Origin of the sequence: Janthinobacterium sp. FW305-128, assembly GCF_020858135.1 — a bacterium.
Classification (GTDB): Bacteria; Pseudomonadota; Gammaproteobacteria; order Burkholderiales; family Burkholderiaceae_D; genus Janthinobacterium.
The window spans coordinates 153,204-176,496 of sequence record NZ_JACYMK010000004.1 but is presented as its reverse complement, the minus strand read 5'-3'; the positions used below and the strand labels follow the sequence as shown (position 1 = coordinate 176,496).

Annotated in this window: 18 protein-coding genes and 1 tRNA gene; 13 read left to right on the top strand and 6 right to left on the bottom strand. The window is 62.2% G+C overall.

Features of this window, described 5'->3' with window-relative positions:
- Nucleotides 1–2: 2 nt before the first annotated feature.
- On the top strand, nucleotides 3–743 hold the full coding sequence (phbB, locus tag IGS60_RS10665; protein WP_070219113.1) for an acetoacetyl-CoA reductase: 741 nt from the start codon (nucleotides 3–5) through the stop codon (nucleotides 741–743).
- Between the two features lie 118 nt (nucleotides 744–861).
- Entirely contained in the window at nucleotides 862–2,319 is a 1,458-nt protein-coding gene (locus IGS60_RS10660) for a hypothetical protein (RefSeq protein ID WP_230504242.1), read from the top strand.
- Here IGS60_RS10660 and IGS60_RS10655 read toward each other — a convergent pair.
- Nucleotides 2,256–2,876: a LysE family translocator gene (locus IGS60_RS10655; protein ID WP_230504240.1), complete on the bottom strand. Its 621-nt coding sequence runs from the start codon at nucleotides 2,874–2,876 to the stop codon at nucleotides 2,256–2,258. The genes IGS60_RS10660 and IGS60_RS10655 overlap by 64 nt on opposite strands.
- Before the next feature lie 153 nt (nucleotides 2,877–3,029).
- Between IGS60_RS10655 and IGS60_RS10650 the strand changes: the two genes are divergently transcribed.
- From IGS60_RS10650 to IGS60_RS10635, 4 genes are all read left to right on the top strand, one after another.
- Nucleotides 3,030–3,512 (top strand): Lrp/AsnC family transcriptional regulator, encoded by a 483-nt coding sequence (locus IGS60_RS10650; RefSeq protein WP_034783718.1) that lies wholly within the window; start codon nucleotides 3,030–3,032, stop codon nucleotides 3,510–3,512.
- A gap of 82 nt (nucleotides 3,513–3,594) precedes the next feature.
- Entirely contained in the window at nucleotides 3,595–4,551 is a 957-nt protein-coding gene (pip, locus tag IGS60_RS10645) for a prolyl aminopeptidase (RefSeq protein WP_230504238.1), read from the top strand.
- 112 nt (nucleotides 4,552–4,663) lie between these two features.
- Nucleotides 4,664–5,104, top strand: a complete 441-nt coding sequence (locus tag IGS60_RS10640) for a DUF2721 domain-containing protein (RefSeq protein ID WP_070219003.1) — start codon at nucleotides 4,664–4,666, stop codon at nucleotides 5,102–5,104.
- Between the two features lie 42 nt (nucleotides 5,105–5,146).
- Nucleotides 5,147–5,602, top strand: a complete 456-nt coding sequence (locus IGS60_RS10635; RefSeq protein WP_034752899.1) for a hypothetical protein — start codon at nucleotides 5,147–5,149, stop codon at nucleotides 5,600–5,602.
- A 1-nt stretch (nucleotide 5,603) separates the two neighbouring features.
- Here the strand turns inward: IGS60_RS10635 and IGS60_RS10630 are convergent, their stop codons facing one another.
- The gene (locus IGS60_RS10630; RefSeq protein ID WP_230504236.1) at nucleotides 5,604–6,185 is read right to left on the bottom strand and encodes an SRPBCC family protein; all 582 of its coding nucleotides are present in this window, start codon (nucleotides 6,183–6,185) and stop codon (nucleotides 5,604–5,606) included.
- A 159-nt stretch (nucleotides 6,186–6,344) separates the two neighbouring features.
- Between IGS60_RS10630 and IGS60_RS10625 the strand changes: the two genes are divergently transcribed.
- Nucleotides 6,345–8,390, top strand: coding sequence for an NADPH-dependent 2,4-dienoyl-CoA reductase (locus IGS60_RS10625; RefSeq protein WP_070289414.1), 2,046 nt, complete (start codon nucleotides 6,345–6,347; stop codon nucleotides 8,388–8,390).
- An 80-nt stretch (nucleotides 8,391–8,470) separates the two neighbouring features.
- Here IGS60_RS10625 and ybaL read toward each other — a convergent pair whose 3' ends face one another.
- From ybaL to IGS60_RS10610, 3 genes are all read right to left on the bottom strand, one after another.
- The gene (gene ybaL / locus IGS60_RS10620) at nucleotides 8,471–10,180 is read right to left on the bottom strand and encodes a YbaL family putative K(+) efflux transporter (protein ID WP_230504234.1); all 1,710 of its coding nucleotides are present in this window, start codon (nucleotides 10,178–10,180) and stop codon (nucleotides 8,471–8,473) included.
- A gap of 209 nt (nucleotides 10,181–10,389) precedes the next feature.
- Nucleotides 10,390–11,511, bottom strand: a complete 1,122-nt coding sequence (locus IGS60_RS10615) for a beta-ketoacyl-ACP synthase III (protein ID WP_230504232.1) — start codon at nucleotides 11,509–11,511, stop codon at nucleotides 10,390–10,392.
- 197 nt (nucleotides 11,512–11,708) lie between these two features.
- Nucleotides 11,709–13,151 carry a S41 family peptidase gene (locus IGS60_RS10610; protein WP_230504230.1) on the bottom strand — a complete coding sequence of 481 codons (1,443 nt, stop codon included), beginning with the start codon at nucleotides 13,149–13,151 and terminating at the stop codon, nucleotides 11,709–11,711.
- Between the two features lie 367 nt (nucleotides 13,152–13,518).
- Here IGS60_RS10610 and IGS60_RS10605 point away from each other — a divergent pair, with 367 nt between their 5' ends.
- The 3 genes from IGS60_RS10605 to IGS60_RS10595 all read left to right on the top strand — a co-directional run bounded on the left by IGS60_RS10605 (nucleotide 13,519) and on the right by IGS60_RS10595 (nucleotide 18,341).
- Entirely contained in the window at nucleotides 13,519–13,740 is a 222-nt protein-coding gene (locus IGS60_RS10605) for a hypothetical protein (RefSeq protein ID WP_230504228.1), read from the top strand.
- A gap of 206 nt (nucleotides 13,741–13,946) precedes the next feature.
- Complete coding sequence (locus IGS60_RS10600; RefSeq protein ID WP_230504226.1) at nucleotides 13,947–16,022, top strand: M13-type metalloendopeptidase; 2,076 nt, start codon at nucleotides 13,947–13,949, stop codon at nucleotides 16,020–16,022.
- Nucleotides 16,023–16,265: 243 nt separating this feature from the next.
- Nucleotides 16,266–18,341 (top strand): M13 family metallopeptidase, encoded by a 2,076-nt coding sequence (locus tag IGS60_RS10595; protein ID WP_368858613.1) that lies wholly within the window; start codon nucleotides 16,266–16,268, stop codon nucleotides 18,339–18,341.
- A 309-nt stretch (nucleotides 18,342–18,650) separates the two neighbouring features.
- On the opposite strand, the gene IGS60_RS10590 is transcribed toward IGS60_RS10595, so the two are convergent.
- The gene (locus IGS60_RS10590) at nucleotides 18,651–19,214 is read right to left on the bottom strand and encodes a cytochrome c5 family protein (protein ID WP_070219012.1); all 564 of its coding nucleotides are present in this window, start codon (nucleotides 19,212–19,214) and stop codon (nucleotides 18,651–18,653) included.
- A gap of 199 nt (nucleotides 19,215–19,413) precedes the next feature.
- Between IGS60_RS10590 and IGS60_RS10585 the strand changes: the two genes are divergently transcribed.
- From IGS60_RS10585 to IGS60_RS10575, 3 genes are all read left to right on the top strand, one after another.
- Nucleotides 19,414–19,489, top strand: a tRNA-Arg gene (locus IGS60_RS10585).
- Between the two features lie 195 nt (nucleotides 19,490–19,684).
- Nucleotides 19,685–20,149, top strand: coding sequence for a helix-turn-helix domain-containing protein (locus IGS60_RS10580; RefSeq protein WP_230504224.1), 465 nt, complete (start codon nucleotides 19,685–19,687; stop codon nucleotides 20,147–20,149).
- Between the two features lie 476 nt (nucleotides 20,150–20,625).
- The gene (locus IGS60_RS10575) at nucleotides 20,626–23,283 is read left to right on the top strand and encodes a TonB-dependent receptor (RefSeq protein ID WP_230504222.1); all 2,658 of its coding nucleotides are present in this window, start codon (nucleotides 20,626–20,628) and stop codon (nucleotides 23,281–23,283) included.
- The last annotated feature ends 10 nt before the right edge of the window (nucleotides 23,284–23,293 follow it).

The following is a 23,293-nucleotide window of genomic DNA, read 5'->3' as shown; positions in this document are numbered from 1 at the left end:
AAATGGCAAGAGTTGCATTGGTAACTGGTGGCATGGGTGGTCTGGGCGAAGCGGTGTGTTTCAAGCTGGCGGCGCTCGGCTATCGCGTGGTGACCACATATTCCCCAGGCAATCCGAAGGTCGAGGAATGGCTGGCGACGACCAAGGACATGGGCTACGACTTCAAGGCATATCCGTGCGACGTGGCCGACTACGATTCGGCCGCTGCCTGCGTGGCGGCAGTGGAAGCGGAAATCGGTCCTGTCGACGTGCTGGTGAATAACGCCGGCATCACGCGCGACATGACGTTCAAGAAGATGGACAAGACGAACTGGGATGCCGTGATGAGCACCAACCTCGATTCCGTCTTCAACATGACCAAGCCCGTCTGCGACGGCATGGTGGAACGCGGCTGGGGCCGCATCATCAATATCTCGTCCGTGAACGGCCAGAAGGGCGCTTTCGGCCAGACCAACTATGCGGCCGCGAAAGCGGGCATGCATGGCTTCACCAAGTCGCTGGCGCTGGAAGTGGCGCGCAAGAACGTCACCGTCAACACCATTTCGCCAGGCTACATCGGCACCAAGATGGTCATGGCGATTCCGCAGGAAGTGCTCGACAGCAAAATCATCCCGCAAATTCCGATGGCGCGCCTGGGCAAGCCGGAAGAAGTGGCCGGCCTGGTCGCCTACCTGGCTTCCGATGAAGCGGCGTTCGTCACGGGCGCGAATATTTCGATCAACGGCGGCCAGCACATGTCGTAATCGTTGTTGAAGTAAAACAGAAAAGACAGCTGCGGCTGTCTTTTTTTATGCTTGCCAGCAAAACAAGGAGATCGCCGGATTTGCCTTAGAATCAGCATTTCTCCACTGCATCATCTCCATGACCCTTGTTCCCGCCTTGCGCCGCGCCAGCGTGGCCGCCATCCTTTTCCTGGGCGCCAGCGCGGCCCAGGCCAGCGTCGCGTTCCACATCACGGTGGTTACCGAGCGCGTCAACCAGCCCGGCGTGAAAACCAGCCTGCCCGCGCGCGAGACGCAGGACAGCGATGTCGTGCTGGGACCGCATTACCTGAGCGTACGCGATGGCAAGCGCTTGTCCGTGCTCGACTTTGCCACGCGCCGCCGCCACGTCATCGATACGGCGGCGTCCACCTACGACACGTATTCGCTGTTTGACGTGGCGGGCTTTCGCGCCGCCGAGCTGCGCCACCGGCAGGGGCTTGGCGGCATGCTGAAGGCGGGCGGCCTGGAGCAGCACGCAACGCCTCGCGTGTATGAGGAGCAGTCTTTGTCGGTGCTGGACAACAAGCGGCGCGGCGCTCTGCAGCCGCAAGTGCTCGACGGCGCCGTGCTGTGGTCGCTCGACGGGCTGCCCCTGCTGCGCCTGGGCATCGCGGGCAGCCCCGTCAGCGGCGACGACGCGACGGCCTTTGCCCAGTACCTGCGCTACACCTGGGGCGGCCACCCGCTGGTGCTGAAGATGCTGGCCGACGGCAAGCGCATTCCCGCCGACTTCACCTTGCACTACCAGGAGGTGGGCGGCGCGGTGACGCGGCAGTTCCGCATCAGCGCCATGACGGCGGGCGCACCGGCCACCTATACCTTGTCCGCCTACCGGCCCCGTCCGCTGGCGGCCGATGCGCCCCCGCTCGAGCGCGTGCTGGCGCAGGCGGCGCTGTTACCGCCGCCGGGACCCCAGGCGCCTCAGGCACACCCTGCGCTGCGGGCCGAAGCGGAAAAACTGTTTGCCACCGACCAGCCCTTCGAGGCTTTCTTGACCATGCTGGAAGACCATTTTTCCACAGGCGCGCTGGTGGAAAAGCTCACGCCCCGGCAGCAGCAGGCCATGCAGGAATGCCAGCCCATCCATGATTTGACGCGGGGATTGCTGGCCAAGGACCAGCAGGGTATCGTGGCCGCGCTGGCCACCGTGCAAGAGTTAAGGACGCAAACGGGGATGGCGCAGCCCGTGCTGGCCTTGTTCGAGGGGAATTTGCGCGCCAAGCTGGGGCAATGGCCGCAAGCGACGGCCTTGTATCTGCAAGTGCTGCAGGCAAAACCGCAGATGGCGGCCGTGTACCAGGACCTGGGCGACGCCTTGCTGGCGCAGTTCGATGCGCCGAACGCCTGGCGCAGCTGGGATGCGGGGCGGGCCATGGCGCCGGCGCTGCGGCAATTTCGCAAGGTCAACGACCTCGAGCGCAGCCTGCTGAACGATTACCCCGCCTTCTTTGCCGGCGGGGCGCCGGTTCAGCTGCCGGTTCCGCTGAAAGTTCAGCCCAGCACCAGCCGTCCCGCCAGCAAGACGAAGACGGTGGGCAGCACGAACTTGCCGTAAGGCGAGGGTTTGCCGCGCAGGCGGCGCGCCAGGCGCGCGGCCAGCACGGCGTAGATGGCGTCGAACAGCAATCCCACCAATACCAGGATGGCGCCCAGGCGCAGGTATTGCAGGCCCACGCTGTCGCTGCCCATGACGAATTGCGGCAGGAACATGCTGCAAAACAGCAGTGCCTTCGGATTGAGCAGATTCGTCAGGAAGCCGCGCACCAGGCTGGCACGGGCGCTGTGCGCCGTGGCGGGGGCGGCTTTTTCCTCCGTTGTTTTGGCCGACAGGGCTGACTGCAGCAGGCGCAGCGCCAGGTACAGCAGGTAGGCGGCGCCCGCCCATTTGACCCACTGCAAGGCTTGCGGATGCGTGACCATCAGCGCCGCCAGGCCCGCGCCCGACAGCGCCACGTGCACGGCGCGCGCGCCGGCGATACCCAGTGCCGTCACCAGCGCCGTGGCCACGCCGCGCGCGGCGCCCGTCGCCAGCACCAGCGCCATGTCGGGGCCCGGCAATAAAAAGGCGCCGGCCAGTGCCAGCAGGTACATCAGGAAGGTAGAATCGGACATGGCTCAGTAGAAAAGAAAAGCGGGAGCATGCGCACGCTGCAGCCTGCTCGCCGGGCCCCATTATGTTCTTGACGCGATGAAATGTGCTTGCTTTTCCTGCCCTGCATGCCCTAGTATTCGGGTAGATTCCACTCGTATCAAAGCAAAAATTAGATGAAAATTCCAGAAGTTAGCCTCGATGCCACCGATTTGCAGATACTCAGGCTGCTGCAGGATGAAGGACGGCTGTCCAACGCGCGCCTGGCCGAGCGCTTGAAGCTGAGCGAAACCCCCGTCTGGCGCCGTTTGCGCCGCCTGGAAGAGGAAGGGTTTATTACCGGCTACCAGGCTTTGCTCAACCGCAAGAAGCTGGGCATCGGCCTGGTGGCGTTCGTACGCGTCGTGTTTGCCAACCATGGCGGCGAGCAGCCGTCGCAGTTCGAGCAAGCGATCGCCACGATTCCCGAAATTCTGTCATGCCACAATGTGGCGGGCGAAGCCGATTATTTCCTGCAAGTGGTGGCGCGCGACCTGGAAGCGTATGGCGAATTCGTCTCGACCGTGCTGCGCCGCCTGCCTGGCGTGGCGGAAATCCAGTCCAGCCTGTCGATGCGCGAAATCAAGTCGTCGAACCGCCTGCCCTTGCTGCTGGCCTGAGCCGGCGGCGGCGCACTATAATTGGAACAGTTGCCAGGCCTCATGCCTGGCGCCCTGACCGCCATTCCAAGGACCGCTCGCCATGCCCGATTCTTTGTCACCCCTGTTTCCCGCCCTGACGCCGAACCGGCACGGCATGCTGGCCGTCGATGACATCCACACCATTTATTGGGAAGAGTGCGGCAACCCCGACGGCATTCCCGTGCTGTTCCTGCATGGCGGCCCGGGCGCGGGCCTGTCGCCGCAGCACCGCCGCTTTTTTGACCCGCAGCGCTACCGCGTGATCCTGTTCGACCAGCGCGGCGCCGGCAAGTCCACGCCGCTGGGCGAATGGCGCAACAACACGACGCAGCTGCTGATCGAGGACATCGAACGCCTGCGCGCCCAGTTCGGCATCGACCAGTGGCTGGTGTTTGGCGGCTCCTGGGGTTCGACCCTGGCGCTGGCATATGGCCAGGCGCATCCGACGGCCTGTCTCGGTTTCGTGCTGCGCGGTATTTTCCTGTGCACGCAGGCGGAAATCGACTGGTTCATCGAAGGCGTGCGCTGGTTTTATCCGGAACTGTACGAGGAATTCGCCGCCCCGATTCCGCTCGAGGAGCGGGGCGACTTGCTGGCGGCTTACGTGCAACGCATCCTCAGCAGCGACCCGGCCGTGTACTGGCCGGCCGCGCGCGCCTGGAGCCGCTTCGAAGGCCGCCGCGTGTACCTGATGCCGCAGCCGGAAGACGCGCCGAACGATGCGCTGGATCTGGGCGTGGGCCGGCTCGAATCGCATTACATGGCCAATCTCGGTTTCTTCGAAGAAGACCAGCTGATCCGCAACATGGGACGCATCGCGCATTTGCCGGCCGTCATCGTGCAGGGACGCTACGACGCCATCTGCCCGCCGCTGTCGGCCTACCGCCTGCAGCAAGCCTGGCCTGGTTCCCAGTTGGAAATGATTCCCGACGCGGGCCATGGCGCGCTCGAGCACGGCATCGCTTCGGCGCTGGTGCGCGCCACCGAGCGCTTTGTGCCGGGGCGCGGCTTCGCATGACCTTGCAACACGCCGGTTGGCAAAGCGGCCAGCCGGCGTGCGCCACCTGCTACACTATGGCCTGTGCTGGCGCCAGGGTCGGGCGCCGGTGTGAACCCACGACTTTTTATCCATGAACATACAGATCGGCGACATCGGCCATATCATCCAGCTGGCGATTGCGCCGGTTTTCCTGTTGACCGGTATCGGCACCATGCTGGTGGTACTGACCAACCGCCTGGGCCGCATCATCGACCGCACGCGCGTGCTGGAAGACCGGCTCGACATCGGCTACAACGATTTCTATATGGATGAGCTAGATACCCTGTATCGGCGTACCCATCTGATCAATTATTCGATTTCGCTGAGCACGGCGTGCGGTTTCTTCGTCTGCGTCATCATCGCCATGCTGTTTTTGGGCGATATTCTGAACCTGACCCTGGACAAATACATCGCGGCCTTCTTTGTGCTGGCCGTGATTTGCCTGATCGGCTGTTTTATTTATTTACTGCGCGAAATTTACCTGGCTGCCAGGGCCCAGCGCATCCGGCGCCATATCCGCCCGCCCCGCTAGGCGGCGCGCCGGTTTACCCTACTATTGAAAAACGAGTCCAGCATGCACGATTACAAACGTCCCCCCACCCTGCACCGCTACGGCCAGCGCAGCGAACTCGAGCTGGCGCTGAGCCTGGGCCAGTTCCGCCTGGCGCCAGCGGGCAATTGTTTGACCCTGAGTTTTTCGCAAGTGTGGGACAAGCAACTGTTCGACCTGTTTGCCCCGGCCGACGCTTGTTTGATCATCCACAATACGGAAGAATTCGGCGAACGCCTGCACCGCGCCGTGCAGCGCACCTTGCCCAGCTGGGCCGGCATCGATGGCCTGGTCGAATACGGCCAGCGCGCGGCCCTGGGCGCCGCCTTCACCAAGACGCGCGCCGAAGCGCCCGAACAGGAATGGCTGTTCGCCTGGCGCTCGATGCAGCCGCAAGCGAGCCTGAACCCCGTCACCGTAAAACTGGGCAGCCTGGAAAACTTCGCGGAAATCCGCGACCGCGACACCTATCTGGCTTGATTTAACCTGCCTTTTCCGCGTACTGGCTGTCGATGCGGGTGAGTACGGCCGCCATCATGCGTTCGATATCGCCGCGTATCATGGTCGTGCCCAGCATGCCGGGCACATAGAAGCCCGGCATCAGCCGGCTGGAAAAGACGATGCGCGTGCCGCCCGTCTCGGGCACGGGAGACAGATTCCAGCGCGATTCGTAATGCCGCATGTCGCCCGAGATCAGGGCGATGTCGATGGCCGTCAACGGCGTTTCCGTGGCCCGCACCACCAGGTGGATGGGGTGGTTCATGAACAGGAAGCGCGCCATGCCCTGCTGCTCGATGATGACTTCATTGCCGTTGCGCGACAGCACGCGGCAGGAACTGAGGTCGGGCACGAATTCGCTCATGCGCTCGTAAGTGGTCAGGGTCTTCCACACGGAGGCCGGAGGCGCCTGCACGCTGCCGCTGGCATCGACTTCATACATGCGCTGCCCGTCGACCTCGATGCGCTTGACCTCGACCTTCAGCTTGTCCAGGCGTATCGCCTGTGCCGGCGCGGTAGCGGGGACGGCGCACAGCATCAACAGGCAGAGGAAGAGTCGCTTCATGCCACCTAGCCTACGGGAAAGTACCGCCCGGCACAAGCTGTACGCACCGCCGTCGGGCGCGCGGGGCGATTTAGAACTCCCGGTCTAGAGAAAGTCGCTGCGGCGAGCGGCAATGCTTGCTACCGTACGGCCTGCAACCACCTTACCGGACCGATCACCATGACTGCCTACCCCCATCTGCTGGCCCCGCTCGACCTGGGTTTTACCACCTTGCGCAACCGCGTCATCATGGGGTCCATGCACACGGGCCTGGAAGACCGCTTTTATCATTATGGCAAGCTTGCCGCGTTTTACCGCGAACGGGCACGCGGCGGCGTGGGCCTGATCGTCACGGGCGGCATCTCGCCGAACCGGCAAGGCTGGCTGCTGCCGTTCGGCGGCACCTTGAACTTCCTCGGCGACGTGCCCAACCACCGCAAGGTCACGCGCGCCGTGCACGAGGAGGGCGGCAAGATCGTCATGCAGATCCTGCACGCGGGCCGCTATGGTTATCAACCGTTCGTCGTCTCGGCATCGGCCAAAAAATCGCCGATCTCGCCGTTCCGCCCCCGTCCCCTGACGGAACGGGGTATCGAGCGCACCATCTGCGACTACGTGCGCTGCGCGCGCCTGGCGCAAAAGGCGGGCTACGACGGCATCGAAGTGATGGGCAGCGAAGGCTATCTGCTGAACCAGTTCCTGTGCGCGCGCACGAATCTGCGCCAGGACCGCTGGGGCGGCACGATCGAGAACCGCATGCGCCTGCCCGTGGAGATCGTGCGCCGCATCCGCGCCGCCGTCGGCCCCAACTTCATCATCATGTACCGCCATTCCCTGCTCGACCTGGTCGAGGGCGGCAATACCTGGGACGATGTGGTGACGGTGGCCAAGGCGCTGGAACAGGCGGGCGTAACGATTCTGAATACCGGCTTCGGCTGGCATGAGGCAAGAGTCCCCACCATCGTCACCTCGGTGCCGCGCGCCGCGTTTGCCAGCGTGGCGGGCCGGCTGCGCCGCGAAGTCACCATTCCCGTGGTGGCGTCGAACCGCATCAACATGCCGCACGAGGCCAATGCCATCCTCGAGCGGGGCGACTGCGACCTGGTGTCGATGGCGCGCCCTTTCCTGGCCGACCCCGACTTTGTCGCCAAGGCGGCCGCGGGCCGCGCGGACGAGATCAACACCTGCATCGGCTGCAACCAGGCCTGCCTCGACCACACCTTTGCCAATAAGCGCGCCAGCTGCCTGGTCAACCCGCGCGCCTGCCATGAAACGGAACTTGTGTACGCGAAAAAAGCCGTGCCGCGCCGCGTGGCCGTCGTCGGCGCCGGGCCGGCCGGCTTGTCGGCCGCCACCGTGGCTGCCGAATGCGGGCACGAGGTGACCCTGTTCGACAGCAGCGACAGCGTGGGCGGCCAGTTCAAGGTGGCCATGCAGATACCGGGCAAGGAAGAGTTTACGGAAACCATCCGCTATTTTGCCCGCCGCATCGCCTTGTCGACTATCAAGCTGCGCCTGGGCCAGCGCGTCACGCGCGAGCAATTGCTGGCCGGCGGTTATGACGACGTCATCATCGCCACCGGCATCAAGGTGCGCCTGCCGGCCATTCCCGGCATCGACCATCCGACAGTGCTGTCCTACCTGGATGTGCTGCAAGCCAAGAAGCCCGTGGGCGCGCGCGTGGCCATCATCGGCGCGGGCGGCATCGGTTTCGACGTGGGCGAGTATCTGCTGCACGACCCGGCGCACCCGCTGCCGCAGCCCGTATCGACCTGGGCGGGCGAGTGGGGCGTGGACTTGAACGCGGCGACGGGCGGCGGCCTGGTGCCGCCCGTGGCGCCCCATCCCGTGCGGCAAATCTTTCTGTTGCAGCGCAAGACGTCGAAAGTGGGCGCGGGGCTGGGCAAGACCTCGGGCTGGGTGCACCGCGCGGCGCTGGCGCGCAACGGCGTGGCCATGCTGGCCGGCGTCACCTACGACAAGATCGACGGGCAAGGCTTGCACATCACCGTCGGCGGCGAGCAGCGTCTGCTGGCGGTGGATAACGTCATCATCTGCGCGGGTCAGGACAGCCTGACGGAACTCATGCCGCCAGTCGACAAGGATGGCAAGCCGCTGCTCGCGGGCGGTCCCCGTTTCCACAAGATCGGCGGCGCCGCGCTGGCGGCGGAGCTCGACGCCAAGCGGGCGATACGGGAAGGGGCGGAGCTGGCGGCACGTTTGTAACCCTGAAAAAAAACCGGGGTCGGACCCTCAGGGTCCGACCCCGGCATTTGCATGGGTCACAGATTCGGCATCAAAGAGCCTTAATGGCCATGCCCCTTGCTGGCCGTCTCAAAACTCTGCAGCACGTGCTCGGCCATGCCATTGGCCAGTTCGTGCTCGCCGATGAATACCTTGCCCGCGTTTTCTGCGCGCAGCAATTCCGCCTCTTCCTCGCTGTGCGTGCGCACCACCGTCAGGATGTGCGGGTTCAGCGCGCGCGCCGTCTCGATCATGGCGCGCACGTGGAAGGTGTCCGGCGTGGCGATGACGAGCATGGTGGCGTGCGTGATGTGCGCCTGGATCAGTACGGCCGGTTCGCCCGCATTGCCGGCCACGGCCGGGATGCCCTGTTTGCGCAGCTGATCGACGATCTCACGGTTTTCCTCTGCCACGACAAAGTGGATGCCCCGCTCCATCAGGGCGGCGGCGATGCGCCGGCCCACGCGGCCATAGCCGACCAGCACGATCTGGCCCGACAGTTTTTCCTGCGGCACCGTCATCGGCAGCTCGGCCAGCGGGTCCGTGGTGCGTTCGAACTTGCGCGCGAACTCGCTGTTGCCGATCACGCGCAGCAGCGGCTTGGCCATGCTGAAGACGAGCGGGTTAAGGGCGATCGACAGGATGGCGCCGGCCAGGATCAGGCTTTGCCCTTCCTGCGGCATCAGGCCCAGGGACAGGCCCAGGGCGGCCAGGATGAACGAGAATTCGCCGATCTGCGCCAGGCTGGCCGAGACGATGATGGCCGTTTTCGGCGGATAGCGCAGCGCCATCACGAGCAAGAAGGCGGCGATCGACTTGCCGAAGATAATGATGGCGCACACGGCCAGCACTTGCAGGGGCTTGTCGATGAGGATGGTCGGCTCGAACAGCATGCCGACGGACACGAAGAACAGCACGGCGAACGCGTCGCGCAAGGGCAGGGACTCTTCCGCGGCGCGGTGACTGAGTTCCGATTCGCGCAGCACCATGCCGGCGAAGAAGGCGCCCAGCGCGAACGACACGCCGAACAGCTTGGTCGAGGCGTAGGCGATGCCGACGGCGGCGGCGATCACGCACAGGGTGAACAGTTCGCGCGAACCGGTGCGCGCCACTTGCCACAGTATCCACGGGAACAGCTTGCGGCCGACGACCAGCATGAAGATGATGAAGCCGGCCACTTGACCCAGGGTCACGGCCAGGGTTTGCCACAGGCTGACGGCTTCGGTATCGGGCGCGACCTTGCCGCCGAGCACACTGGCGAACGCCGGCAGCAGCACGAGGACCAAGACGGTGACCAGATCTTCCACCACCAGCCAGCCGACGGCGATGCGGCCATTGAGCGAGTCGAGGATGCCCCGTTCTTCCAGCGCGCGCAGCAGCACCACGGTACTGGCCACGGACAGGGCCAGGCCAAAGATCAGGCCGCCACCGAGGGTCCAGCCCCACCAGTGGGCCAGGCCCATGCCCATCGCCGTGGCGACGCCGATCTGCAGGATGGCGCCAGGCAGCGCGATCTTGCGCACGTCCCACAAATCTTCGATGGAAAAGTGCAGGCCGACACCGAACATCATCAGCATCACCCCGATTTCCGCCAATTGTCCCGCTATTTCCGCGTCCGCCACAAAACCGGGCGTGGCCGGTCCGATGATGATGCCGGCGGCCAGATAGCCGACCAGTGCCGGCAGTTTCAGGCGCGCGGCGATGAAGCCGAAGATGAGGCCGAACCCGAGGGCGGCGGCGATGGTGGTGATCAGGCTGATGTCATGGGGCATGCGTGTGGGGTTCCTTATGGAGACGTGCGGGTAGAAAAAGATGTTGCTCAGCGACCAAGTATAAACGCATCAAAGCCCTTGCCGGAATGTTCCTGCGGCTTTATCGCAAAAAACCTGTGCTATATCTTCGTCCAGGTGGCCGCGAACGCATGCCTATCCGTCACGAACATCGCCTAATTCAGCAATCAGGCGATGTTACACCCATGCGCTCAGAGCTTGCGCACGACCACGCAGCCGATGGAATAGCCGGCGCCGAACGAGCAGATGACGCCGGTGCTGCCTGCCGCCATGTCATCCTGATATTTATGGAAGGCGATGATGGAACCGGCCGACGAGGTGTTGGCGTAGGTGTCGAGGATCACGGGCGCTTCATTTGCTTCCGCGTCGCGGCCCAGGATCAGGCGGGCGATCAGCAGGTTCATGTTCAGGTTGGCCTGGTGCAGCCAGTAGCGGGAAACTTGCGCCACTTCCACGCCGGCCTTGGCCAGGGTCGCCTTGATCATCTCGGCCGCCATCGGGCACACTTCCTTGAAGACCTTGCGCCCTTGCTGGCGGAACAATTTATCGGCCTTGCCCACGCCGGACTCGTCAAAACGGTTGAGGAAGCCGAAATTGTTGCGGATGGCGTTAGAGAAGCGCGTTTTCAGTTCCGTGCCGATGATCTCGAACTGGTGCTGCGAGACGGCCGTGTCCTTCGCTTCGACGATGATGGCGGTGCAGGCGTCGCCGAAAATGAAATGGCTGTCGCGGTCGCGCCAGTTCAGGTGGCCGCTGGTGATTTCCGGATTCAACACCAGCACGGCGCGCGCCTGGCCGCTTTGCACGGCGGCCACGGCTTGCTGGATGCCGAAGGTGGCGGACGAGCACGCCACGTTCATGTCAAAACCATAGCCGTCGATGCCGAGCGCATCCTGCACTTCCACGGCCATGGCCGGGTAGGCGCGCTGCATGTTGCTGCAGGCCACCAGCACCATGTCGATGTCGGCCGGCGTGCGGCCGGCGCGCGCCAGGGCGTCTTTGGCGGCGACGACGGCCATTTCCGCCTGCAAGGACAGTTCGTCATCGCCCCGTTCCGCAATGCGCGAGACCATGCGGGCCGGGTCGAGGATGCCTTCCTTTTCCATCACGAAGCGCGACTTGATGCCGGACGCCTTTTCGATGAAGGCCACGCTCGACAGTTCCAGCGCCGTCACCTCGCCCGCGGCGATCGCGTCGGCGTTATCGGCATTGAACTTTTCCGCGTAGGCATTGAAGCAGGTGACCAGCTCTTCGTTGGAGATCGAAAAGGGCGGCGTATACAGTCCGGTACCGCTGATGACGACTTGTTTCATGGTTAAACTTTCAAATTTGGCAATCGACGTGGCGCCGATAAGTGAAGCAAATTTTACACAAACGGGCTCGACTGTAGAGAGTTTCGTGTTGCGGGGCAGGGGGATGGGTGGCGGAAGATTGATTTTTGTCGCGTGGACGGGTGCTGGGGGTATTGCGTGTGATGGGGTCAGACCCGGCGGGTCTGACCCCAAACTGCCTACTTTTTCTGTTCTTTCTTGACGTCGGCCTGCACCACCACCGGTTCGGCCTTGGCCAGCTGCACCGGCAAGCCCTTAAGGTGGTTCAGCGCCTGGTGCAATTGAAAATCGTCCTGGCTGCCAAATTCCAGCGGCTTGCGGGTCTTTTCCAGGGCGATGATGCGCAATTGCTCTTCCATCTCGTCGTTGACGGGCGCGGCCTTGGCACTTTCTTGGTCGCGGTCGTTGCTCAGGTGCTTGGTCAGGTCCGCTTCGCGGATGCGCAAGCCGTTCAAGCCGTCACCGTCCGCATTCTCATCGACCAGCAGGTCGGGCACGATGCCCTTGGCCTGGATCGAGCGGCCGTTCGGCGTGTAGTAGCGGGCCGTCGTCAGCTTGACGGCCGTGTCGGCCGTCAGCTGGCGGATGGTTTGCACGGAACCCTTGCCGAAGGTTTGCGTGCCGATGATGGTGGCGCGCTTGTAGTCCTGCAGGGCGCCGGCGACGATTTCCGAGGCCGAGGCCGAACCCGTGTTGACGAGCACCACCAGCGGTACTTTCTTGATGGCGGCCGGCAATTTCGCCAGCGCGTCGCCTTCCGAGCGGAAGGTATAGTATTCGGCGCGGCCGTAGAACACCTGTTTCGAGTCCGGCAACTGGCCGTTGGTCGAGACGATGGCCGCGTCCTTCGGCAGGAAGGCGGCCGAGACGCCGATGGCACCCTGCAGCACGCCGCCCGGGTCGTTGCGCAGGTCCAGCACCATGCCCTTGATGTTCGGGTCTTGCTTGTATAGCGCCGTGATCTGCGCGGCCATGTCGTCGACGGTCGGTTCCTGGAATTGCGACACGCGCAGCCAGGCGTAGCCGGGTTCGACCATCTTGGCCTTCACGCTCTTTTGATGGATTTCCTCGCGCGTGATGGTGAACGCCAGCGGCTGCGGTTCATCCTTGCGGGCAATGGTCAGCGACACCTTGGTGCCCGGTTCGCCGCGCATGCGCTTGACGTTGTCGTCCAGGCTGACGCCTTTCACGGGCTGGCCATCGAGGCGGGTGATCAAATCGCCGGCCTTGATGCCGGCGCGGTAGGCGGGCGAATCCTCGATGGGCGAGACGATCCTGATGTAGCCGTCTTCGCTCAGGCCGATTTCGATGCCCAGGCCGACGAACTTGCCTTCGGAGCCTTCGCGCAGCTCGGCATAGGCTTTCTTGTCCAGGTAGGCGGAATGGGGGTCGAGCGAGGCGACCATGCCGGCAATGGCGTCTTCCAGCAGTTTCTTGTCTTCCACCGGCTCGACGTAATCGGACTTGATCAGGCCAAACACGTCGGCCAGCTGGCGCAGCTCTTCCAGCGGCAGGGGCGGCTCGACGGTTTTTTGCGCCATGGCGGAAAATTGCAGCGACACGGCGACGCCGGCCACCACGCCCAGGCCGATCAAGCCGGTATTTTTGAGTTTGCCCATCATTGCACCTTTGCAGCTAGCGTGTCTTGCACAAGCGCCAGTCCCCTTGGAGCGGCGCTTTGTTGAAAGTATAGACCTGAATCTCTGCCGGCGTGGGCCGGCCGCGGAAAAAGCATGCCTTGGCCCAGTCTACGCGCGAAAACGGGGCTGCCAGCTTGCCATATGTTGCGGTTTTGTATGCGATGTATAGGGGGTCTTGAGGGGAGTAAGCATTTGTAAGAGTCGAAAAAAAGCGTGTGCGGCGGCCCTATAGTGGACTCGCATTCTCGACCCGAAGTGGTTTTGCCTGCGTCCGCGGACGCAGGTTTTTTTTTGTCGGCGGGTTCAAGCTCATTTAGACTGGCGCTTCTTCCTTGGCAGCGGATAAAAAATGTTAACTGATTTGCAGGCACGTGCCGCGCTCACAGCGCTGATTGAAAAGTATCTGCGGGGGCGGTATCCCGATGCCGGCCTGCTGATCGACATCGTTCAGGATCCGTCACGGCAAGTGCCGATTCGGGGTGTGCTCGAAGATATCGGACAGTTCAACGACACGCAGTTCACGCAACAGGAGCTGGCGCTGATCGACGACTTGCTGTATCTGTATGGATAAGCTCCAGCCCACGCCATGCGCGCCTGCCTGGACAATGAAAGCCCCTTGAGCCTGGCCGAACTGAGCGGCGATTCTCAGGGTAGTCAGGGGGCAATATTGGCCAAAGGGCATGGCCGCGTGCTACATTCCTGCAGCGCCTGGCGCGGCAGGCTATCCGCCCGCAGCTATCTGCCCGGTCTTTTTGACATGCCCCATAAGGACAATTCGTGAATCGCTATCTCTTAAGCAGTCTGACCCTGACCCTGTTGGCTGCGTTTGCCCATGCCGCCGAACCCGTATCCGCCGTGGCCGCGCCGACCGTAGCCCCGAGCGCCGCGCCTGCCGCGGCCGGCGTCGTTTCCGGCATCGATGTGCAGTACATCGACCCCGCCGTGCGCGTGCAGGATGACTTCTTCACCCATTTGAACGGCAAGTGGCTGGCCACGACCGAGATTCCTGCCGACAAATCGAGCTGGGGTTCGTTCGCCAAGCTGCGCGACGACACGACGCCGCAGTTGCGCGGCATCATCGAGTCCACGCAACAGGACAAGAACAAGAAGGCCGGTTCCGAAGCGCAGAAGATTGCCGACCTGTACGCCAGCTACATGGATGAAGCCAAGCTCGAAGCGTTGGGCACGAAGCCGCTGGCCGGCGAACTGAACCGCATCCGCTCGCTGCGCGACAAGAAGGGCGTGCCCGCCCTGATCGCCCACCTGAGCCAGACGGGCGTGTCGACGCCATACGCCGTCTACGTGGGCCAGGATGCGCGCGCCTCGACGAAATATGCGGCTTACGTGAGCCAGAGCGGCCTGGGCATGCCCGACCGCGACTACTACCTGGAAGCCAAGCAGGCGGGCGTGAAGGAAAAATACCAGGCGCACGTGGAAAAAATGCTGGCCATGGCGGGCGACAAGAACGCCGCCGCCCGTGCCAAGGCCGTCGTTGCCCTGGAAACGGCTTTGGCCGAAGTGCAATGGACCAAGGTCGAGAACCGCGACCCTGTGAAACGCTACAACAAGACCGACATCAATAAACTGAACGACCTGACCCCTGGCTACGACCTGAAGTCGGGCTTGGCCGCCCTGGGCATCGCCAACAAGGTCGATTACGTCATCGTCAACCAGCCGAGCTACCTGGCCGGCTACGACAAGGTGCTGGCCGCCACCGACCTGGACACCCTGAAAGCGTATTTCGAATGGCAGTTGCTGCGCAGCTATGCCAGCTACCTGTCGAAAAACTTCGTCGACGAGAGCTTTGCCTTCTACGGCACGGTACTGAGCGGCGTGACGGAAAACCAGCCGCGCTGGAAGCGTGGCGTGGGCGCCGTCGAAGGCGTGCTGGGTGAAGCCGTCGGTAAGCTGTATGTGGCGCAATATTTCCCGGCCGAGCGCAAGGCGCACATGCAGGAACTGGTGAAAAACGTGCTGGCCGCCTACAAGGACAGCATCGACACCCTGGACTGGATGAGCCCGGAGACCAAGAAGGAAGCGCAAGCCAAGCTGGCCAAGTTCACGCCGAAGATCGCGTATCCGAACAAATGGCGCGATTACACGAAGCTGCAAATCGTCCAGGGCGACCTGGTGGGCAACATGATGCGCGCCGCCAACTTCGGTTCCGCGCGCCAGGTGGCCAAGCTCGGCAAACCGATCGACCGCGAAGAGTGGGGCATGACGCCGCAAACGGTGAACGCCTATTACAGCTCGACGATGAATGAAATCGTCTTCCCGGCCTCCATCCTGCAGCCGCCGTTTTTTGACGCCAACGCGGACGATGCCGTCAACTATGGCGCCATCGGCGCCGTCATCGGCCATGAAATCAGCCACGGCTTCGACGACAAGGGCAGCCAGTCCGATGGCGACGGCAACCTGCGCGACTGGTGGACCCCGGCCGACCGCAAGAACTTCGCCGCCAAGGCCGATGCGCTGACCAATCAGTACGATGGCTACAGCCCGTTGCCGGGCTATCACGTCAACGGCGCGCTGACCCTGGGCGAAAACATCGCCGACAACTCGGGCGTGGCGATCGCCTATAAAGCGTACAAGATTTCGCTGGGCGGCAAGCCGGCGCCTGTGCTGGACGGCCTGACGGGCGACCAGCGCTTCTACATGGGCTTTGGCCAGGTGTGGCGCAGCAAGATGCGCGAAGCGCAGCAGATCGTGCAGATCAAGACCGACCCCCATTCGCCGGGCCAGTACCGCGCGAACGGCACCATGGTCAACCAGCCTGGCTTCTATGAAGCGTTTGGCGTGAAACCGGGCGACAAGATGTATGTCGCGCCGGAAAACCGCGTGATCATCTGGTAACCGTCATCCGACACACCGATGGCGCTCATCATGTTGTCGGCTTACGCCCTCCGGGCTAAGCCGACCTACGTCATGTAAACGTTATCTTGTCACAACAAAAGAGACCACCGCGCGTGGTCTCTTTTGTATTTCTGTCAAAGTTCTTTCTGTCATTTCGGCCGGTATGCTACAGTCAAAAACCGGGCCAGAAGCCTAGGGCCTTCTGACCCTTATATTTCACACAATACAATATAGAGGACAACCGTGAATCGTTATTTGTTAAGTGCATTGACCCTGAGTTTGCTGGCTGGCGTGTCCGGCATGGCTGGCGCCGCTGATTCTGCCAAGAAAGCCGCCGCCGCGCCCGCCACGGCCGCCGCATCGGCCGCGCTGACGTCCGGCATCGCCATCGAATACGTCGACCCTGCCGTGCGCGCGCAGGACGATTTGTTCCAGCACCTGAACGGCAAATGGCTGGCGGAAACCGTGATTCCTGCTGACAAGTCGAGCTGGGGCAGCTTTGCCAAGCTGGCCGACGATACGCAAACGCAGCTGCGCGGCATCGTCGAAGGCGCTGCCGCTGACAAGGCCCGCGCGGCCGGTTCGAATGCCCAGAAAATCGGCGATTTCTATAACAGCTTCATGGACGAAGCCAAGCTGGAAAGCCTGGGCCTGACGCCCTTGAACGCGGAACTGGCGAAGATCGCCGCGCTGCAGGACAAGGCGGAGTTGCCTGCCGTGATCGCCCACTTCAGCAAGCTGGGTGTGACCTCGCCGTACGACTTCGGCATCCACCAGGACGCCAAGGATTCCACCAAATACGTGGCCGACATCGTGCAAAGCGGCCTGGGCTTGCCTGACCGCGATTACTATCTGGAAGAGGGCAAGGCCGACACGCGCGCCAAATACCTGGCCCATGTGGAAAAAATGCTGAGCTTGGCCGGCGATGCGAACGCGGCCGCGAACGCGAAAGCCATCCTCGCGCTGGAAACGGAGCTGGCCAAGGCCCAATGGAGCAATGTGCAGAACCGCGACCCCGTCAAGACCTACAACAAGGTGGAACTGGCGAAACTGGCCAGCGTGGCGCCAGGCTATGACTGGGCCCGCTACCTGAAGGACACGGGCATCGCCGGCAAGGTCAATTATGTGATCGTCAGCCAGCCCAGCTACCTGAAGGGTTTTGCCGAGATCGCCAACAAGACGCCGCTGGAAACGTGGAAAGCCTATTTCCAGTGGCACTTGTTGCATGCTAACGCCGGTTACTTGCCGAAAGCGTACGTCGACGAAAACTTCGCGTTCTATGGCACCACCCTGACGGGCGTGACGGAAATGCGTCCGCGCTGGAAACGCGGCGTGGGCGCCGTCGAAGGCGCGCTGGGCGAAGCCGTGGGCCAGCTGTACGTCGAGCAATATTTCCCGGCCGAGCGCAAGGTGCGCATGGAAGCGCTGGTGAAAAACCTGATGACGGCCTACAAGCAAAGCATCGACAAGCTCGACTGGATGAGCCCTGTCACCAAGAAACAGGCGCAAATCAAGCTGGCCAAGTTCACCACCAAGATCGGCTACCCGAACAAATGGCGCGATTACTCGGGCCTGACGGTGGCGCCCGATGATTTGATCGGCAACATCCAGCGTTCGCACCTGCTCAATTACAACCGCGAATTGAACAAGCTGGGCCAGCCCATCGACCGCGACGAGTGGGGCATGACGCCGCAGACCGTGAACGCCTATTACAATCCGGAACTGAACGAGATCGTCTTCCCGGCCGCCATCCTGCAAGCGCCGTTCTTCGACGCCAAGGCGGACGACGCCGTCAACTACGGCGCCATCGGCGGCGTGATCGGCCATGAAATCAGCCACGGCTTCGACGACCAGGGCGCTCAGTACGACGGCGACGGCAATCTGCGCGACTGGTGGACCAAGGCCGACCATAAAAACTTCGCCAAGAAAACCAAGCAGCTGGTGGCGCAGTACAACGGCTTCAGCCCCGTCAAAGGCCACTTCGTCAACGGCGAGCTGACCCTGGGCGAGAACATCGCCGACAATTCCGGCGTGGCAATTGCCTACAAAGCGTACAAATTGTCGCTGAACGGCAAGCAAGCCCCCGTCATCGACGGTTTCACGGGCGAACAGCGCTTCTACGCGGGCTTTGCCCAGGTATGGCGCATGAAGATGCGTGAAGCGCAGCAACTGGTCTTGTTGAAAACGGACCCGCACTCGCCAGGCCAGTTCCGCGCCAACGGCACCATGCGCAACCAGCCAGGTTTCTATCAAGCCTTCGACGTGAAACCGGGCGACAAGATGTATCTGCCGCCGAAAGACCGCGTCATCATGTGGTAAGACGCTAAGTAATCCTCGGGAAATTAGTGTGAATTTATGACGAATAGAACCGGATGCTATGCAAGGCGCTCACTGCGACGCAGTGCGAGCACTGCTAGCGGCGAGCAAGCCTCGTCGGCCACCTTGCAGAGCGCCGGTTATAGAAGTCAGAAATCACAATAATTTATTGGGGGGGTACTTAGTTCAAGGCATAAGTTGCCAGCCGCCCCGCGCAAGCCGGGCGGCTTTTTTACGGCCGGATGTAACGCAAACGCCGGGCGAAAAAAAACCGCCCCTGCGGGCGGTTCCTCGATACGGGTGCTGCGCTGCTTACTTGGCAGGCTCGGCGGCTGGTGCACTGGCGCCGTCAGCGGCTGCGGCCGGTGCCGGCACTTCCGGTTCCTTGAACTTGCCGCCCGACGCGTTGGCGATATAGACCACGGCGCGCGCCACTTCCACATCGTCGAGGTCGGGATTGCCGCCCTTGGCCGGCATCGCGCGCAAGCCTTCGATCGCGTGTTTCAGGACCGTATCGTAGCCCTGGGCCAGGCGGGCCGACCAGCTGCCCGCATCGCCAAATTTCGGTGCACCGGCCACGCCGGCGCCATGGCAAGCCACGCAGGTGGCCGTGTAGACGGCTTCACCGCTTTGCAGCACTTTCGGGCCGCTGGCATCCTTGAAGGTAAAGCCTTCATTGGCCACCGGGCTCAAGCGGGCATCGATGGCTTCCGGCGACTGGCTGTCCGTGCCGGCGCCCGTCAGTTTTTGCGCCGTGACGAACTGCACCAGCAGGATGATGCCGATGACGGTGACGAGGAAGAAGCCCGCTACGGCGGCAAGCAATTGTTTAGGCGTTTTGATCGCTGATTGTTGTTCGTTATGTGCGTCGCTCATGATGTCCTTAGTCCAGATTTGAAACTGATGGCCGTGTAAGGTAGCATTTTTACATGCTTGTATGTAAACCTTTATGAAACCCACAATTATAGGCACAAAAATTGAGCAGTGACATGCAATTGCCAGCGATACGACAGTTTCCGTAGACGTAGGTAAAGAAAAACGGTATCCTTCGCATCACTTCAGAAATTCCCCCTACGCGGCTGTAGCTCAGTGGATAGAGTATTGGCCTCCGAAGCCAAGGGTCGTGGGTTCGATCCCCGCCAGCCGCACCAAGATTTTCCTCATCGTTTCCAGATCATTTCTCCACCATGTCGCGGTTGATGGCACTGGCTTTCTGTCGGCCTGTATCTGTTCGCCTTGCCGTTAAAACGACGTGTCGTACTTGTCCTTGCACAAATTGTTATACTAATTTGGTTGCGTTTATTGCGTTTGCTTCGTAAGCTTCAATGGAAAGTAGGGAGGATGCCATGTCGAATGTGCTTGATCGTCTGGACAATAAAGAAGACCTGGAACTGGCGAAGGCGGCGCAGCGCTGCCTGGTGAGTGCGCTTGATCATTCTCGTGCCGTGCAGATTGCGGTTCTGGAAGAGGGCGCGCAGGACTTGGGTGATGTTCCCTTGCTGCGTTTGCCGCCGAATGTGTTGCGCCTGTTTGCCGACGTCTTAGGTACCTTGGCCCAAGGTAAAGCCGTGACGGTCATGCCGAAGGAGCATGACGTGACGACACAGGAAGCGGCCATGTACCTGAATATGTCACGTCCCTACCTGGTGCGCCTGCTTGAGGCAGGGAAGATTCCCCATCATAAGGTGGGTACGCACAGGCGGCTGCGCTTTGAGGATGTGGTGCAGTACAAGGATGAGCGCAAACGGCGTTCGCAACAGGCCTTGCAGGCCTTGGCAGATCAGGCGCAGGAGCTTGAACTGGGGTACTGATGGCTGGATACTACCGTTACACTGCCGTCCTCGATGCCTGTGTGTTGTATCCGGCCCCCTTGCGCGATCTATTGAATCCCTCATATCCGCTACCGAATTGATTGCCACTTACGAAGCGCAAGGTTTGCCGCAGCTGGGCACGTTGCTGCGTTCCGCGGTCGCCTTGCTTTAGCGTCTGCTTCAGCAACCCGGCAATAGCCGCTCCACCGCTCCACCTCCCCTTTAAATACATGCCTCCGCGTCCTAGAGCGTGTACTGCCGTTTTTTTAGGCATGATCACGCCTGAAATGTCCCTGACGCCCCTGCCGTTGTCGCTTCACACCCTCCAAAGCCCCTCCACCGCCGATATCGAAATTGATATCAAAACAGTGGAAAAATTGATTGGAGAGATTATCGCCCAGCCCCTAAGATAAACGCCGAGCATGCGCACGACATGCAAGCAGCATAAAAAATATCAATACAATATCTGGAGATTCATGATGCGCAACGCCACCGGCCCGCTCGCGGCCACTTTCCCTCGTCCATTCATGTTGAAGGCAGCCGTTGCGGCATTGGCCGGTATCGGCTTGCTGAGCACGGCTTCGGTCTGGGCGCAGGAGGCGGTGGCGGCCGATGCCAGTGCCGAGCCTGCCGCGGAAGTGGCTGTCGTGACCGTCAGCGGCGTGCGCCGCTCGGCGCAGAACTCGCAGCAGATCAAGATGCGCTCGGACCAGGTCATCGATTCCATCGTCGCCGACGACATCGGCAAATTCCCTGACAACAACGTGGCCGAGACCCTGGCGCGCATTTCCGGCATCCAGATCCGCCGCGATTCGGGCGAGGCGAGCGCCGTCATGATCCGTGGCTTGCGCGATGTCACGACCCTGCTCAACGGCCGCGAACTGTTCACCACCACGGGCCGCTACGTCAACCTGGCCGACATTCCTGCCACCATGCTGCAGCGCGTCGACGTGTACAAGTCGCAAGGCGCCGACCAGGTCGAGGGCGGCGTGGCCGGCATCATCGACGTGCGTACGAATCGCCCGTTCGACTTCAAGGATTTCACGGCCAGCGTCAACACGCGCGCCGTCTACAGCGACAAATCGAAAGCCACGGACCCGAACATCAGCGGCATGGTGGCGAACCGCTGGAAGACGGGCATCGGCGAAGTGGGTGCGCTGCTGGGTCTGTCGCAGCAGCAGCATCGTTACCATGAGGAACGCGCGTTCAGTACCGCGCCCGTGGATAAAAGTTTCCTGTCGCCGGGCTTGACGGGGCCGGACCAGGTGGGCTTGTTGCCGATCAAGGGCGACCGCCGCCGCACGACCGCCAATGCCGTGCTGCAATGGCGTCCGAACGCCGACGTCGAACTGTATGCCGAAGGCATGGCCACGCGCTTCCTGCTCGACGCCGAGTCCGATTACTTTGTCGGCTTGCCGTGGTGGGGCACGCCCGTGTCGGCGACCAAGATTCCTGGCACCAACCAGCTGCAAACCCTGACGTCGACCAACGTCAACACCATCATGTCGACGCAGGCGAACAAGAACCAGACGAAGACGCAGCAGTTTGCCGTGGGCGGCTTGTGGGATATCAACCCGGAATGGCGTTTCACGTCGGAAGTGGCCAGCACCAAAAGCACTTATGCGTGGCGCAATCCGATTCTCGACGCCATCACCGTCGTGCCGAACGCCACCATCAATACCAACCAGAACGGCACCCTGCACGTCGACTACACGGGCATCGATCTGCAAGACCCGTCGAACTACTATCTGAAGGGCTTTTTCGACCGTTACGGCAAGGACCAGGGCAGCTCGAACGATGTGCGCGCCGACCTGGCGTACACGCCGAGCGCCGGCGGCATCTTCAAGGAAATCAGCGTCGGCGTGCGCGGCGTCAAGCGCGAAGCCGAATCGATCAAGAGTTTCGAGGGCAATGCGGAAGCACCGGACGTGTCCGGTGCCGCGTTTCCGTTCAGCCGCCAGAGCGTGACCTCGATTCCGGGCCTCAATTGCCTGTCGGAACCGATGTCCGGCGGCGGCCCCGATTATGGCTTGAAGCAATGGTACACGCCGTGCGCCAGCTTCCTGCTCAATAACACGGGTACGATCCGCCAGGCCGTCACGGGCAGCAGCGCGGCGCGCGCCATGGACCCGGGCTCATTCTTCAAGGATACGGAAAAGACGTATTCGATCTATACCAAGGCGAAGGTCGCCTTCAAGCTGGGTGCCTACCCCGTCGATGGCACCGTGGGCGTGCGCGTCGTGCGCACGGAGCAAAGCCTGCAAGGCAACAGTTCGCAGGATGGCGTCTACACGCCCGTCATCAGCGACACGGCCAGCACCGACGTGCTGCCGAGCGTGGCCCTGAAAATCAAGCTGCGCTCCGACCTGGTCGGCCGCTTCGCTGCGGGCCGCATCATCAGCCGCCCCGGCTTTGCACAGTTGAACCCGGGCGTGGCCCTTGTCAACTCGACGGAAACGGTGAAGGCGACGGGCGCGGGCGGTAATCCGAATTTGAAACCGGTGACGGGCGACAATGTCGATGCCGCGCTGGAATGGTATTTCGCGCCAGCCGGTTCCGTCACGGCCACCGTGTTCCACCACAAGTTCGACGGCTATATCCAGCAACGCATTGCCAGCGAAACCATCGGCGGCAAGGCCTACGACGTGGATCGCCCGTACAACACGGCCGCCGGCAAGCTGCAGGGCCTGGAAATCGGCTACCAGCAGTTTTATGACGGCTTGCCCGGTATCCTGAGCGGCCTGGGCCTGCAGGCGAACGGCACCTACATGAGCGGCACCACCGACGACGAGACGGGCAGCCATGCCATCACGGGCGTCTCGCGCTATGCCTACAACCTGGTGCTGCTGTACGAAAAGGATGCCTGGTCGGGCCGCCTGGCCTACAACTGGCGCTCGAAATTCATCGACAGCTACAACCAGGGCGGCCCCGGCCTGGACTTGAAAGTGGCGGCCACGGCCCAGCTCGACGGTTCGCTGTCATACAAGATCAACGAGCAGTTCACCGTGACCCTCGATGGGAATAACTTGCTCGACACCAAGTTCAAGGATTACTGGAACGAGCCGGGCGTGTATGCGCGCGATACGCGGCGCTATGACCGGACCGTTGGCGTATCACTGCGCTGGAAAATGTAAGTTGATCACA